This is a genomic window from Billgrantia bachuensis (assembly GCF_011742165.1).
Taxonomy (GTDB): domain Bacteria; phylum Pseudomonadota; class Gammaproteobacteria; order Pseudomonadales; family Halomonadaceae; genus Halomonas; species Halomonas bachuensis.
Genome location: NZ_JAAQTO010000032.1, coordinates 59,700 through 73,005, shown reverse-complemented (window position 1 = coordinate 73,005; position 13,306 = coordinate 59,700). Strand labels below are relative to the sequence as shown.

Genomic DNA, 13,306 nt, shown 5'->3' with positions numbered 1-13,306 from the left:
GCTCGGAGCGTAGGAACCACTGTTTACGGAGAGGATAATGAACGATTCGATTTCGCCAAGTGATATCTATGACAAGAATCTCAACTTTCTCTTCGGAGCAGGCGCATCATCTGGACTACTTCCGACGCTTGCATTAGAAATGCGGACTAATGCAGGAAAGCGATGGTCATTAGAGGATCTGGCGGCTCATTTTGAAAACAATAGTGATCCTCGATTAACTCCTCTCTTTATGCACTACTACAGCTCATGTATCCATCCCGCTCAAACATTTGAGATTGAGTCAGTTGAAGGTGGTGAACGACAGAAAGTAATTGGTAACTACAGGTCTTTCTTGGAAACCGTTTTACGAATTCTCTTTCGTAGAAAAGCGCTGGAAAGACGCTGCAATTTATTCACAACAAATTATGATGGCTGCATACCGCTGGTCGCTGATGAGATCATCCGAGAGGGTAATATAGATTTCGTGCTGAACGATGGAGCTCGTGGGTTTAGTCGACGATATCTTCAGGCGCGAAATTTTAACACTTACTTATGTCAGACTGGCATCTTTGAGCGTCACCAAACTAGTATTCCGCAAATTAATCTCATTCACTTGCATGGGTCTGTATATTGGAAAAAGGAAGGGTCTAGCATTGTCGTAGACTATCTAAATGGTAAGTCGGGAACTATACTTAATGAAAGTGTTGTAGAAAAGCTTGCATCATTTTCAGAGTGTCTAGGTGACAAAGACGCAACTCTAACCGATCTGGAAGCTCCAGAGTTAACTAAAGACGAAGTTGATGATTTTTGGGCATTATACAAAAAGCTGCCTATTGTTAACCCTACGAAATGGAAGTTTCATGAGACGGTTTTTGAAGAGCATTATTATCAGATGCTTAGAATGCTCAGTTATGAGCTTGAAAAGCCCAATGCTGTTCTTGTTGCTTTTGGCTTCTCATTCGCTGATGAGCACATCCTTAACCTCGTAAAACGATCACTCTCAAACCCCCAGTTGCAGGTTTTTATATGTTGCTATGACGTTGACGAGTGGGATAGTCTGGCAAGACAATTTCGTGGATATAAAAACGTGCGATGTATTTCGCTTAAAGAAGAAAATATAGATTTTTCTGTGTTTAATGAGAAGGTTTTTACGCTCGACGAATCGTTAGAAACTAATATTATAAAATCTACCTCCGACTTTTTAGAGTCGACTTCGACTTTCGAGGGTGGTGTATGAGTATTCAGGTTGGAGAAGTTATTGCAGTCAACGGAACGAAGGTAACATTAAAGATTGACGAGAATTCAAGCAAAGAAACTCTCTTCTATGGTGGTGATAAGTACAAAGGTGTCTCTATTCGCGAGTATATATCCATTCAACGCGGGTTCAGAGATATTATTTGTATCGTAGAAGGAGAGTACCTTGATGAGAGTCGCGTTGAGAGTGATGGTGGGAAGGTTTCCTATATCCGAAAAGTCGATGCTCGACCCATAGGTTATTTTTATCATAAGGATTTTAAGCAAGGCATAAAATACATGCCGATGATCCGTGACCCTGCATTCCTCCTCCAAGAGAATAAGATCGCACAAATTTTTGGCCGATATGCTGCTGGCTCCTTTGCGATAGGCCGCATGCTGAAGGAAGATATTCCCGTCGGGTTGCCTTGGCAAAAACTCTTCAATAGCCATATTGGTATTTTTGGGAACACTGGGAGCGGAAAATCTAACACTCTTACTAAGCTCTACACGTTACTATTCGAAAAGAAGGCCTCCTTTATAGGCGACAAGAGCAAGTTTGTGATACTAGACTTTAATGGTGAATATACAAATGACCAAATGGTATCATCTGCGTCAAAGACTGTATATCACCTGTCAACTAATGAATATAATCCGTCTGGGGAGGGGGTGAGTGATGTGTTTACAAAGTTTTTTCTTCATGAAGCTGAATTCTGGGATTCCGAAACTTTGGCCCTGTTGTTTCAAGCAACCCAGAATACTCAGAGACCTTTTCTCAATCGTATAATTGAGGGCCGAAGAAAATATGCGAAAGGCGCTGGCTCATTGGCCACATATACAAAATTAAAGTTTAAGGATGCTTTTTGCGCTGGTGAGTGTAAGGCAGCGACGCTGGATCTCATGAGAAATATTGCCAAGCTCATCCAACACCAGGAATTGATCGATGCATTGAAGGAAATATCCTGGCACTCTGGGCAAAATCGATTCTTCCAAAATGGTCTGTCGTATTTTGATAGCAACGGTGTTGCGTATGATACCTATCTGGCACCAATCGTCAATTTAATTGATACCTCCACTCTAGATGCATTTGATCAATTGATCGTGCGTGCAAATCTTCAACTCATAGGCGATCTTGTAAGTGGCTACGTTCAGTTCGAACATATTCAGCCTCTCTTAAAGCGCATCGAAGCTTCCCTTAACAGTTTGAGAAAGGTACTTTCGATTGGTCAGGTACAGCCAGAGAATAGATTACTGACTGTGGTTTCCCTTAGGCGCTGTAACAGTGAGGCAAAGAAGGTACTTTCTCTCCTCATCGCGAAGCACTACTACAATGAACACAAAGAATTGGTCACTCATCCGCCGAAAAAGACTCTTCATTTAATAGTTGATGAGGCTCACAATATTTTGTCTCAGCAGTCCTCTCGTGAGCATGAAAGTTGGAAAGACTATCGCCTAGAGGTTTTTGAAGAGATGATAAAGGAAGGTCGAAAGTTTGGGGCTTTCGTCACCATAGCAAGTCAAAGACCGGCAGACATTTCCCCGACCATTGTTTCCCAGCTTCACAATTTCTTCATTCACCGGCTCGTCAATGACCGTGATCTATTCCTAATCGATAATACTATCACAACTTTGGATAGCCTCTCTCGTGGTTTGATTCCCGGCTTGTCTCAAGGATGCTGTGTAGTTACTGGCATGTCATTCGAGTTACCTATGGTGCTACAGGTTGATCCATTAGATCGGACCAAGCAGCCTGATAGCGAGGATGTTGATCTAGAAGCTCTATGGGCTGACCCTACTGCCTAGCCGCAGGTGTACCGAACGGGCTCTCAGAGGTACACTTGCGGTACACACACTAGCTTCGTGTGCTATCCTCAACCTTCGCTAAACTACTGATTCCAAAGAACTGTACCTTTCGCTTGATTACGGTTGCTTTTCCTTGTGTATCAGTGATTTATTGTTTTAAAAGCGAACTCATAATCCCTTGGTCACTGGTTCGAGTCCAGCTGGGCCCACCAAATTCCCTTCCCGCTTCATTCCAGAACATGCCAGAAACCCCGCCATCATGGGCTTTGTGGGTAAGGCGACGTTTCATAGCAACTCAGAAAGATTCTTGACATGCCCCGACTAAGGGGGCATCAATGGGGGCACAACCACCTGTTGCCACTTTGGTGCCCCCATGAGCCATCGCCAGCAGACCGTGCGGTCTAATGTTAATGCATAGGGAGTAAATGCATGGTCTTCGAGCTACCTGCTCCGGAATTGCAAGGCTCCGAGTCATTGGCTGGTTGTATTGAGGCTCGACGCAGTGTCAGGGAGTACACAAAGACGCCGCTACCTATAGGAGTTTTGGCCCAATTGCTTTGGTCGGCCCAAGGAGTAACAGGTCCTGGCCAAAAAAGAGCAACACCATCGTCGGGTGGACTTTATCCGTTGCGTCTACAAATTGTGGTGCAGCATGTATCGGAACTCGAGCCCGGCACCTATGAGTATATGGCTGATAGCCATTCGCTGAAGCTTGTCGGTGACCGTATTCCGAAAGAAGCCATGCACGAGCTAGGTATTGGTGATCAGCCGTGGTTGAAGGAGGCTGCTATCGTCATCGGAGTCACGGCGAAACTCGAAGACGCGGTTAAGCACTTTGAACATCAGCCACCTCGGGGAGAACGCGGGGCTCGCTATGTTTATATGGAAACAGGTGCTTTAGCACAGAATGTCCATCTCCAAAGTACTGCTCTCGGAGTTGGTTGTGTTCTGGTGGCAGGGTTCGAGGATTCAAGGGTGAAGGAAGCATTGAGGTTGCCTTCAGACTTGGAACCTACGGCATTGTTGTGTATCGGGAAGCGGCAGGATGTCTAGCAGTGCATAACAATACGCGTCACACGGATGGCCTTTACGCCGCTTCGCTCTGTAAAGGTCGCCGGTGCGCTCTGCGTTAGCCATACAGGAGGGGTGGCAAAACCAATAGTCATCGGAGAGATCCAGTTTAGAACCAAAGCGGCCGCTAAAGATGAGATCAGGCGCCGCATAGGTCAATATGAACCCGGAAAGATTTATCTGCTGCGGGCCAGATGTTTTTCGAGGAGCTATCAAGTTTAATGACGAATACACCGAAAAAGTAGGTGCGGGAATAAAATAGAAAATATTCAGGTTAAAACGGATTTTCATAAAAATAGGTGCTTGTATATCCGTTGAGATGATGGATCGGCAGATCTGTCCTCCATTGTAATAGATTACTGCCATCACCCAGTCTGCGGCTTGCTCGGGGTCGGCGTCTATGACTAGCACGGTGGATTTCCCTCCGAGCTCTAACGAGACCCTGACGGTACGATCGGCCGCGGCATGCATCACGGCTTCGCCCACTCGGTTGCTGCCGGTGAAAGAGACCTTGTCGATCCCGGGATGAGGGTGTGGATATGAATAAGCTGAGTGCGCTGCTGCATGACATGCCCAGGCAGATCCTGCGCTTCAAGGGAGTCGTCCAGCTTGAGGACGGGCGCGTATTGGCGCTGCAGCGAGCGGCTGGGCGGTTGCCCAGCCGAGTGCTTGAGAACTGGTCGAAAGGCGAGAGCAAACTGGCCTTCATCGACGAGGACCGCCTCTCTAGGAATGGCTAACCCAGCGCCTGGATAGATTGTAATGCGCAAATGATTAGAGCCTTTCAACTCGCTGTATGTTAGACGTGTGTCAACCAAACTTTTTGCCTGCTTGCGGTAGGGGCAAACTGTTAAGCGCTACTTTCATCGTAGAGTAATACTTCGATACCGAGCTGGGGCATACTAGAACCCCGGCCAACGGAATATAATTTACCAAATTTTGCGCTTGGCCTCACGGATCCAAATCTGGACGAAGTTGATGTTCACCCCAGGCTGCAGCACGACCTGAGCATCGGGGCATCGCCCTGCAGGCAGGCCGACACGTTCTTGGCCTTGGTGGCCGGGCCGGACCCCGACGATGGCGAATCTTGCGCTCAGTGCTTGGGGTGATCACCGGCTCCAAGCTTCAGCGCAAGGTAGGGCAACGGACGTATATGGGCTTCGCCCATTTGCCAGAAAATACGCTAAGGAATTTCAGTTTTGTAACTGAAACGATCGGCTCTGCCCTTGGTGGTCCTCACCTCCACGATCCGATCCCCCGTCGTGTAAGTCGTACGCTTGAGGACGACGACCGGCGTCCCTTCAGCAATGCCGATCATCTTAGCTGTTTTAGCATCAGCGGCATCGGCGGTGAGTGTTTCTTGGGCGCGCAAAATCGGCACACCATATTGGTCAAGCACCAAGGCATAAAGGAAATCCGGGATATGGATGTTCTCATTTTCAAGACCTGGTACTACGGTGGCTGGCCACCAAGAATATTCCACCAGAATGGGCTGATCTCCTATCGAGCCCAAGCGCTCAATGTAGACAAGTTCCGAGCCTTCTGCTACGCCAAGTCGTCGGCAAATATCTTTGGGACCGGGTTGCCTGCGGCGAGCGGTCGCTGTTTTCTGAATGCGGATCGAGCGACCTTCGGCGTCACCATAGGAGAAAAAACGAAATAGGCTTTTCTCGAAGTCGATTCGAGAGACGTAGGTCCCTTTCCCCTGGTGTCTGAACAGCAACCGCTCCCAGACGAGGTTGGTAATGGCTTTCTTTACGGTACCGGGGCTGACTCCCAAGGCCTTTGCCAACTGTGATTCAGAGGGAATCAGGTCACCGGGAACTAGTCGGCCGGTATTGATAAGGGTCCGAATGTGATCTTCGACGACACGGTAGAGCGGCTTGCCCTTGATCGCCTCGAGTGGAGTTGAAGTGAACAGGTTCAACCGATCGGCCTCGGGGGCTGTCTCCATATACACGGCGTTTTCCTCACGTTTTGCATCCAGCTGCATGGTCTTCGTTCCCGTTGAGACGCTCATGCCGCAGTGACGGGAGTGCTGCCATCGTGTGGACACATATTACCGTACAACACAGATCCCTTTCCGGGTGATGTCAAATGAGGTTAGGCCCAGGTGAGGGATGCTCGTCCTGTCACCAGAATTTGTGTCTCATTTTGTATCCGTCGGCCAGGTCAAGCGGCTGGCCGAAATTATGCCATTAAGCACGTAAAAACATGCTCTTGCCTTCTAAGCGGCCTGCTTGGCTGGTGTCTTGTCCTGCACTCCCACCAGTAAGAGGAAGCTGGCCTGTCGTTGACAGGCACCTGACCTCTAGTCTAGTACGTTAGATAGGTTATGTACATGACTTGAAATCGGCAGTTCCTCATATAACAAGTAACGCCCGACGCGGCTTGGGCTAGCAGAGGAGGAGTCTCGTGGAGTTAATCCAATACCTACCACAGGTACTGAGCGGCTGGAACCTGACGATACTCATCGCTGGGACTGTGGTTGGGCTGCTGCTCGGAGCTACCCCAGGTCTCAGCCCTACCATGGCTGTAGCCTTGCTCATTCCCTTTACCTTCCAGATGGAAGCCACTTCCGGGCTGATTCTGCTGGGGGTGTTGTACACCGCAACGGTGGCGGGAGGAGCCGTAAGCGCCATCCTGGTAAACATACCCGGCGCGCCAGCCAACATAGCGACCATGCTCGACGGCCACCCCATGGCCAGGAACGGTCGCGCAACGGAAGCGCTCCATTACTGCTTCATCAGTTCCGGCGTGGGGGGCGTGATCGGGGTGCTGGTTCTGATCTTCTTCACCCCGTTGCTGGCAGGCTTCGCCCTGCGTTTCGGTCCATCCGAGCTGTTCTGGATCGCGATCCTCGGGATTACTGTGATTGGCTCGTTGGGAAGTACTTCGGTGCTCAAGGGCCTGCTTGCCGGTGCCGTCGGGGTCTGGATTTCGTTGATTGGCTTCAATCCCGTGGCAGGCACCGAACGCTTCGTTTTCACTGAGCACCTGCAGGGCGGCGTAACCATAATTCCAGCGCTTATTGGACTCTTTGCCATTCCCCAAGTCTTCCAGATGGTGGAGGACTCTCGCCGCGGACGTGGCAAGGAGGCTTTCGGCATGGAGCAGCGTCCGGTCTGGACGTCAGTGGTGTACAACCTGTCCAAGGTTCGCGCGCTGAGTATCGGAAGTATCGTAGGCACATTGGTCGGACTGATTCCCGGCGCCGGCGGGCAAATTGCCGGGCTGATCGCCTATGACCAGAACAAGAAGTTCAGCAAGAACCCTGAGGCGTTCGGCAAGGGCGAGCCAGAGGGCGTGATAACATCGGAAAGCGCCAACAACTCCATGGTGGGGGCATCACTGGTGCCCATGCTGTCGCTGGGGATTCCCGGAAGCCCGACAGCTGCCGTACTGCTGGGCGGGCTATTGATCCAGGGGCTTTTCCCCGGGCCGGACCTGTTCACCCAACACGCCTCGGTAGCGTGGACCTTCATGGGCGCGTTGCTAGTAAGCCAAGTCCTGATGGTGGTGTTCGGACTCTACATCAGCCGTTTCAGTAAGTATGTCATTCGCATACCCAAGCATCACATGGCTGCTGCGGTAGCGGTGCTGGCAGTCTTTGGCACCTACAGCGTTCAGAACAGTGTTTCTGACGTAATGATAATGATGACGATGGGTTGTGCCATGTACTTTGCCATGCGCTTCGGTTTCGGCCCCGGTCCTGTCGTGCTCGGTATTATTCTAGGGCCGATTGCCGAAACTAACTTTCTCCAAGGGCAAATGCTTGGCCAGGCTATGGACGGCACCTTCCAGTACTTCTTCACGGGCGGCATCAATATATTCCTGGTTGCGCTCTGTGTTCTTTCCATCGGTTACAGCATCGTCGCTGAGTTTAAGGTGCGTTCGCGTCAGCGTGGCCAGTCGTCCGGACGTACTGTGGAGGTGAAGTCATGACGAGCCATCGTAAGCACCGCTTGACTGCTCTGGGTGCCCTGCTGGTAGCGGTCGGCCTGGCAATCGTCTCCTTCATGCCCAGCGTGCCGGGGTACGAATTTCCGCAGCTGGCGGCCATTGGTGCCGTGTTGTGTGCTGCCATTCTCGTCCTGCTGGCGCTGGTGCCTAGTCAGCCGATTACCACCGTCGACGAAGAACCGATCCCGTGGGGCGGAATCTGGCCGTTGTTGCTGATTCTGTTTGGCTTCCTACTGGTCATGGGATGGCTGGGCTTCTTTACAACCTCCTTCCTGGCATTCTTCCTCATCACGCAGATTTACACCCCGCAGCGATTTAGTTGGCACGGGGCCATTCGCGGTGCCGCCATTGCGGCACTCTTCCTGGGAGTGCTTTACCTGATCTTCGTAACTGTACTCCGAGTCCAGGTTCCCAGCGGAATCCTGGTTTAACAAAGAAAATAACAACCCTACCCTCAAGGAGCACTGACATGAACAACAAGCGCCAACTCCTCAATACCCCCCTTCTGGCCGGCATGGTAGCGGGTACGCTGGCTGTTGCCAGCGGCGCCGCCTGGGCGGCAGAGGATTATCCGAACAACCCCATCAATGTGATTGTTTCCTACTCGGCAGGAGGTGCCACTGACTTTCAGGCGCGCATCGCAACCTCCAAAGCGGAGGAGTACCTCGGCGAGCCAATGGTGATCGTCAACCGGCCAGGAGCGGGTGGCCAGGTAGGCTGGAACTATCTGGTGCAAAATGGCCGCGATGAAGGCTATGACATTGCCGCATATAATGTGCCGCACTTCATTGCCCAGTCGCAGATGTACGACACGCATTATAACCTCGACAACCTGGAACCCATTGCCAACTGGGGGGTGGACCCCGCAGTACTTATCGTTGGCCGCGACAGCCCCTTCGATACCATCGATGATCTTGTCGAGTATGCTAGGGAAAACCCGGGGCGCGTCACTGTCTCTGGCGCGGGTCTGTTCGTCGGCCACCATATCGCCACCCTGCAGTTGGAAAATGAAGCTGGCATTGAGCTCCGGTATGTGCCCACCTCCGGCGGGGTCGATGCGCTTCGCTTCGTACAGGGCGGACAGGTTTTAACAACCTGTCGGATGCCTACCGCAGCCAGGACCGGCTGAAAATTCTCGGCATCGCCGATCTTGAGCGCGATGAAGATTTTCTCCCCGACGTTCCGACTTTCCAGGAAGCCGGCTACGACATCGATGACTCCAGCGTCAACTTCCGCGGCTTGATGACTCGCTCTGGGGTATCCGAAGAGATACTTGAGAAGCTCTCGGAAGGAGCGGTCGAAATGTTCAACGACGAAGAGGTCCAGGCCCAGTTGAAGGACGGCGGCTCTCCCATGCGGGTCATGGGTCGTGAAGAGCTGCGCGAGATGTGGCAGGAACGTCACGATTATCTTGAGGAGCTCTTCGCCGGCTTGGACCCCGAGGAGCTCGAAGAGGCTGCTAAAGATTGATCTACCGCTGAGCCGAGAATGCGGCAGCCAAGCCGCTGCTGCATTTCCGGCTAGTACGACTGAGCGGGCCGTACATTGACCTGACACTGTTCCATGCAAGGAAGCACTGGGATTAATGTGTGTCAACTCATATATCTAAGATACTTAGGTGAGGAGAGGATTATGCCAAGCAGCACGAAAGTGACCCAACTTCAGGACACACCTGATGCTAGAGCTGCCGTGGCGTCTCTAGTGGAACGCGCCCGCATTGCTCAAGCCGAGTATGAGAGTTATGACCAGGCACGGGTCGATGAGGTGGTGACTGCCGTGGGTTGGGCGCTGGTCCAGCCTGACAGGAACCGCCAGATTTCCGAGCTAGCCGTGGAAACCACCGGGCTCGGCAACGTGGATGACAAGGTCACCAAGAATCGACGCAAGACGATGGGGCTTTTACGCGACCTGCAGGGTGCAAAGAGCGTTGGCGTGATCCAGGAACTACCTGAGCTGGGCCTGGTGGAAATCGCTCGCCCTGTCGGAGTGGTTGGGGCAGTGGTGCCCTCGACCAACCCAGCGGCAACACCCACCAACAAGACGATTAATGCGCTCAAGGGGCGTAATGCCATCATCTTGGCTCCCTCACCTAAGGGGCAGGCAGCATGTACTCTGCTCCTGGAATTCATTCATGCCGAACTCGATCGAGTCGGGGCGCCACGTGATCTGGTCCAGCAGCTACCGACCCCGGTCAGCAAGGCGACCACCTATGAGCTGATGAATCAGGTGGATCTGATCGTAGTCACGGGCTCTCAGAACAATGTCAGGTCGGCGTATTCCAGTGGAACGCCGGCGGTGGGCGTCGGCGCAGGCAACGTGCCCGTGATCATAGATGAGAGCGCAGAGCTTGATGATGCGGCACGCAAGATTACCGCCTCGAAGACGTTTGATAATGCCACCAGCTGCTCGTCGGAGAATAGCCTGGTGATCCTCGACGATGTCTATGACGATGCCATCGCGGCGCTAGAGCGCAGTGGCGGGGTGATGCTGACGTCAGGCGAGAAGCAGCAGCTCGAGGCTGCCATGTGGGAGAACGGAAATCTCAGTCGTCACATCATTGCGCGCAAGGCGCCGGAAATTGCCCAGCGTGTCGGCCTGAGCCGCTCTGAACTACAATCCGCAACCTTTTTTATGGTCGAGGAGCAGCACGTGGGCGAGGAGTATCCCTTTTCGGGAGAAAAGCTCTCTCCGGTGCTGGCCGTGTACCGAGCCAAGGACTTCGAAGCGGCCTTTGACCAGACTCGCCGCCTGCTCGACCACCAAGGCAAGGGCCACTCCTGCGGAATCCATACGCAGGATGACGCGCATGTACAGCGTCTGGGACTGGAAATGCCTGTGTGCCGAGTGATCGTCAACCAGGCACACGCCTTCGCCAACGGTGGCAACTTCGATAATGGCCTGCCGTTCTCGCTTTCCATGGGGTGCGGGACATGGGGCCAGAACAGCATCTCAGACAACATGAACTATCGCCACTACCTCAATATCACCCGGATCGCTCGCACGATTCCCAGCAACGAACCCACCATGGACGACCTGTTCGGTGATTACCTGGACAAATACGGCCTTGCCGGTACCTGACGCCTATCCAAGGCAAGCGACGGGAGATAATAAATGACGGTTCTGAATCTGATCCAATCCCAGGCAGACGCATGTGGTGAGAAAGCGTTCCTCATCGCTCCGGAAAGTGGTGAGCAATTGACCTACGCGGAGCTGCACTCAAGCGTCAAGCAGGTATCCACCCAACTAGATGACATGGGATGCCAGCGAGGGCAGCATGTGGCCATGCTCATGGATAATGGGCTGTGGACAGCCACACTGCTGCTGGCTGTAATGGCCAGCGGCCGTGTCGCTGTCCCGCTCAATGCCATTGCCGGTGACAGCCAGCTTGAGTACGTGCTGGATCACTGTGATGCCAATGTGTTATTCGCTTCCAGTCAACATGAGGAGCGAGCGGACTCACTGGCGGGCAAGGTACAGCGAAAGATCAGTGTGATTCCCGCGTGTCCCGACCGGGGGCCCGAGTGGCCATCAGGAGGGCAGGGCGAGGGGGCTCAACTCCAGTCCCTCGAGCCCGAAGCGAATGCGCTGCTGATGTATACTTCGGGAACCACTGGAAAGCCCAAGGGAGTGCTGCTCAGTCATGGCAACGTGGTGGCAGGAGGCAGGAACACGGTCGAGGCTCATGCCCTCTCGGCCGAGGACCGAGCACTCTGTGTTCTCCCGCTCTATCACATCAATGCCGAGATCGTGACGGTGATCGCACCGCTGATCAGCGGTGGCAGCGTTATCATGCCGCACCGCTTCAGTACCAGCTCATTCTGGCAATGGATTCGCGGCTATCAGTGCACCTGGTTCAGTGTGGTTCCCACCATAGTGGCTTACCTACTGGAGAGGGGTAACGCCACCAAGGAGCCGATCCCGGCAACGCCCGGCTTCGAGCAGCTGCGCTTCGGCCGCTCGGCATCGTCGGCACTGCCGGCCTCAAGCCATCAGGAGTTCGAAAAAGAGTTCGGCATTCCGCTGGTCGAGACCATGGGGTTGACTGAAACGGCCGCCCAGATCCTCTCCAACCCGCTGCCCCCTTTTCAGATCCAGTACGGCTCTCCCGGGATTGCCTATCGCAATGAGGTCAAGGTTGTGTTGCCCGATGGTACGGAGGCCCCGCGTGGCGAAATCGGCGAACTCATGGTGCGTGGCGACAATGTCATGAAGGAGTACTACAAGAACCCCGAGGCAACTGCTGAGGCTTTGTCCTCTGACGGGTGGCTGCACACCGGGGATCTTGGCTATCAGGACGATGATGGATTCTTTTATATCACTGGACGGCTCAAGGAACTGATCATCAAGGGGGGCGAAAATATCGCGCCGCGAGAGATCGATGATGCCTTGCTCAAGCACCCCGCCGTGCTGGAAGCCGCCGCCTACGCTCTGAAAGACGACCAGTACGGGCAGCAGATCATGGCCTGTGTCGTTTTCAAGAGCGGCCAGAGCGCCAGCGAAGCCGAACTCAAGGAGCTTTGTGACGGAGAAATCGGCAGGTTCAAGACGCCACGTGCGATCCATGCGGTGCAGTGGCTTCCTCGAGGGCCGTCGGGCAAGGTACAGCGACTGAAGATAGCTGACATGCTGGGCGAACTGAGCGAACAACAACAGGAACCAGCGGCGAGACGGGCCTAGCGGCTTGCTCGCCTTGACAGGATAGCAACCCGGTCCGGGAAGCCCGCCTTCCCGGAACCTCTGGAGTTCTTATTATGTCTTTCAAGATCAACCGACTTCTGTATGCCACCGACCTGGGGCCGCGCGGGCCCGATGTATTCCGCTGCGCGGCAAGCATAGCCGATCAGTATGGAGCCGATATTCATATCGTGCATGTCATCGAGGAGCCATCGATCCTCCGCAATAATATTGCCGAGCGATATATCTCAAGCTCCGTGCTGGGTGGGTATCGTGAATCCACCCTCGACCAGGCGATCAGCGAGATAAAGCGACGCTTGGAGCAGTTCTCGCGCTCGACCCTGGAGTCGGAGGAAGCGATGAATGCCCGAGTAGCAGAAATCCGAGTACTGATTGGGCGCCCAGGACGCACCATCCTCGCCGAAGCCGATCGCATCGATGCAGATTGCATCGCCTTGGGTTCGCGTCGTTACGCAGGCGTAAATGACATGATCATCGGTTCGGTGGCAAGGAAGGTGACGCTTAAATCACGCCGCCCGGTGTTCCTGTTTCCTGTCTGAGACCTGCGAAACGAAATGCCTTG

12 protein-coding genes and 1 pseudogene are annotated in these 13,306 nt (G+C 53.2%); 11 read left to right on the top strand and 2 right to left on the bottom strand.

Annotated elements, in window-relative coordinates:
- The first annotated feature begins 37 nt into the window (after nucleotides 1–37).
- The 3 genes from HBJ55_RS12745 to HBJ55_RS12735 all read left to right on the top strand — a co-directional run bounded on the left by HBJ55_RS12745 (nucleotide 38) and on the right by HBJ55_RS12735 (nucleotide 4,068).
- A complete protein-coding gene (locus HBJ55_RS12745; protein WP_167115259.1) occupies nucleotides 38–1,216 on the top strand; it encodes an SIR2 family protein in 1,179 nt (392 codons plus the stop codon).
- Entirely contained in the window at nucleotides 1,213–3,015 is a 1,803-nt protein-coding gene (locus tag HBJ55_RS12740) for an ATP-binding protein (RefSeq protein WP_167115256.1), read from the top strand. The genes HBJ55_RS12745 and HBJ55_RS12740 overlap by 4 nt, the downstream gene beginning before the upstream one ends.
- Nucleotides 3,016–3,444: 429 nt before the next feature.
- Nucleotides 3,445–4,068 carry a SagB/ThcOx family dehydrogenase gene (locus HBJ55_RS12735; RefSeq protein WP_167115252.1) on the top strand — a complete coding sequence of 208 codons (624 nt, stop codon included), beginning with the start codon at nucleotides 3,445–3,447 and terminating at the stop codon, nucleotides 4,066–4,068.
- Between the two features lie 348 nt (nucleotides 4,069–4,416).
- Here the strand turns inward: HBJ55_RS12735 and HBJ55_RS12730 are convergent.
- Nucleotides 4,417–4,614 (bottom strand): annotated as a pseudogene (locus tag HBJ55_RS12730) (aldehyde dehydrogenase family protein); the annotation flags it as partial.
- An 11-nt stretch (nucleotides 4,615–4,625) separates the two neighbouring features.
- On the opposite strand from HBJ55_RS12730, the gene HBJ55_RS12725 reads away from it, so the two are divergent.
- Nucleotides 4,626–4,826, top strand: coding sequence for a GTP-binding protein (locus tag HBJ55_RS12725; protein ID WP_167115249.1), 201 nt, complete (start codon nucleotides 4,626–4,628; stop codon nucleotides 4,824–4,826).
- Nucleotides 4,827–5,269: 443 nt separating this feature from the next.
- Here HBJ55_RS12725 and HBJ55_RS12720 read toward each other — a convergent pair whose 3' ends face one another.
- Nucleotides 5,270–6,079, bottom strand: a complete 810-nt coding sequence (locus HBJ55_RS12720; RefSeq protein WP_206022587.1) for a GntR family transcriptional regulator — start codon at nucleotides 6,077–6,079, stop codon at nucleotides 5,270–5,272.
- Between the two features lie 422 nt (nucleotides 6,080–6,501).
- On the opposite strand from HBJ55_RS12720, the gene HBJ55_RS12715 reads away from it, so the two are divergent.
- From HBJ55_RS12715 to HBJ55_RS12690, 7 genes are all read left to right on the top strand, one after another.
- Entirely contained in the window at nucleotides 6,502–8,031 is a 1,530-nt protein-coding gene (locus HBJ55_RS12715; RefSeq protein ID WP_167115246.1) for a tripartite tricarboxylate transporter permease, read from the top strand.
- Nucleotides 8,028–8,480 carry a tripartite tricarboxylate transporter TctB family protein gene (locus HBJ55_RS12710; protein WP_167115243.1) on the top strand — a complete coding sequence of 151 codons (453 nt, stop codon included), beginning with the start codon at nucleotides 8,028–8,030 and terminating at the stop codon, nucleotides 8,478–8,480. Before HBJ55_RS12715 ends, HBJ55_RS12710 begins: the two co-directional genes overlap by 4 nt.
- A gap of 38 nt (nucleotides 8,481–8,518) precedes the next feature.
- Entirely contained in the window at nucleotides 8,519–9,178 is a 660-nt protein-coding gene (locus tag HBJ55_RS22565; protein WP_206022586.1) for a tripartite tricarboxylate transporter substrate-binding protein, read from the top strand.
- Between the two features lie 173 nt (nucleotides 9,179–9,351).
- The gene (locus HBJ55_RS22720; protein ID WP_422674197.1) at nucleotides 9,352–9,519 is read left to right on the top strand and encodes a hypothetical protein; all 168 of its coding nucleotides are present in this window, start codon (nucleotides 9,352–9,354) and stop codon (nucleotides 9,517–9,519) included.
- A gap of 162 nt (nucleotides 9,520–9,681) precedes the next feature.
- Nucleotides 9,682–11,127, top strand: a complete 1,446-nt coding sequence (sauS, locus tag HBJ55_RS12700; protein ID WP_167115240.1) for an acylating sulfoacetaldehyde dehydrogenase — start codon at nucleotides 9,682–9,684, stop codon at nucleotides 11,125–11,127.
- A 33-nt stretch (nucleotides 11,128–11,160) separates the two neighbouring features.
- Nucleotides 11,161–12,726 (top strand): AMP-binding protein, encoded by a 1,566-nt coding sequence (locus HBJ55_RS12695; RefSeq protein ID WP_167115236.1) that lies wholly within the window; start codon nucleotides 11,161–11,163, stop codon nucleotides 12,724–12,726.
- Nucleotides 12,727–12,800: 74 nt separating this feature from the next.
- The gene (locus HBJ55_RS12690) at nucleotides 12,801–13,283 is read left to right on the top strand and encodes a universal stress protein (protein ID WP_167115233.1); all 483 of its coding nucleotides are present in this window, start codon (nucleotides 12,801–12,803) and stop codon (nucleotides 13,281–13,283) included.
- The last annotated feature ends 23 nt before the right edge of the window (nucleotides 13,284–13,306 follow it).

Bases quoted from the DNA above. Each gene is read 5' to 3' on its own strand.
- HBJ55_RS12740 (WP_167115256.1), top strand. From the start codon at position 1,213: ATGAGTATTCAGGTTGGAGAAGTTATTGCAGTCAACGGAACGAAGGTA.
- sauS (WP_167115240.1), top strand. From the start codon at position 9,682: ATGCCAAGCAGCACGAAAGTGACCCAACTTCAGGACACACCTGATGCT.
- HBJ55_RS22565 (WP_206022586.1), top strand. From the start codon at position 8,519: ATGAACAACAAGCGCCAACTCCTCAATACCCCCCTTCTGGCCGGCATG.
- HBJ55_RS12725 (WP_167115249.1), top strand. From the start codon at position 4,626: ATGAATAAGCTGAGTGCGCTGCTGCATGACATGCCCAGGCAGATCCTG.
- HBJ55_RS12695 (WP_167115236.1), top strand. From the start codon at position 11,161: ATGACGGTTCTGAATCTGATCCAATCCCAGGCAGACGCATGTGGTGAG.
- HBJ55_RS12710 (WP_167115243.1), top strand. From the start codon at position 8,028: ATGACGAGCCATCGTAAGCACCGCTTGACTGCTCTGGGTGCCCTGCTG.
- HBJ55_RS12745 (WP_167115259.1), top strand. From the start codon at position 38: ATGAACGATTCGATTTCGCCAAGTGATATCTATGACAAGAATCTCAAC.
- HBJ55_RS12690 (WP_167115233.1), top strand. From the start codon at position 12,801: ATGTCTTTCAAGATCAACCGACTTCTGTATGCCACCGACCTGGGGCCG.
- HBJ55_RS22720 (WP_422674197.1), top strand. From the start codon at position 9,352: ATGTTCAACGACGAAGAGGTCCAGGCCCAGTTGAAGGACGGCGGCTCT.
- HBJ55_RS12735 (WP_167115252.1), top strand. From the start codon at position 3,445: ATGGTCTTCGAGCTACCTGCTCCGGAATTGCAAGGCTCCGAGTCATTG.
- HBJ55_RS12720 (WP_206022587.1), bottom strand. From the start codon at position 6,079: ATGCAGCTGGATGCAAAACGTGAGGAAAACGCCGTGTATATGGAGACA.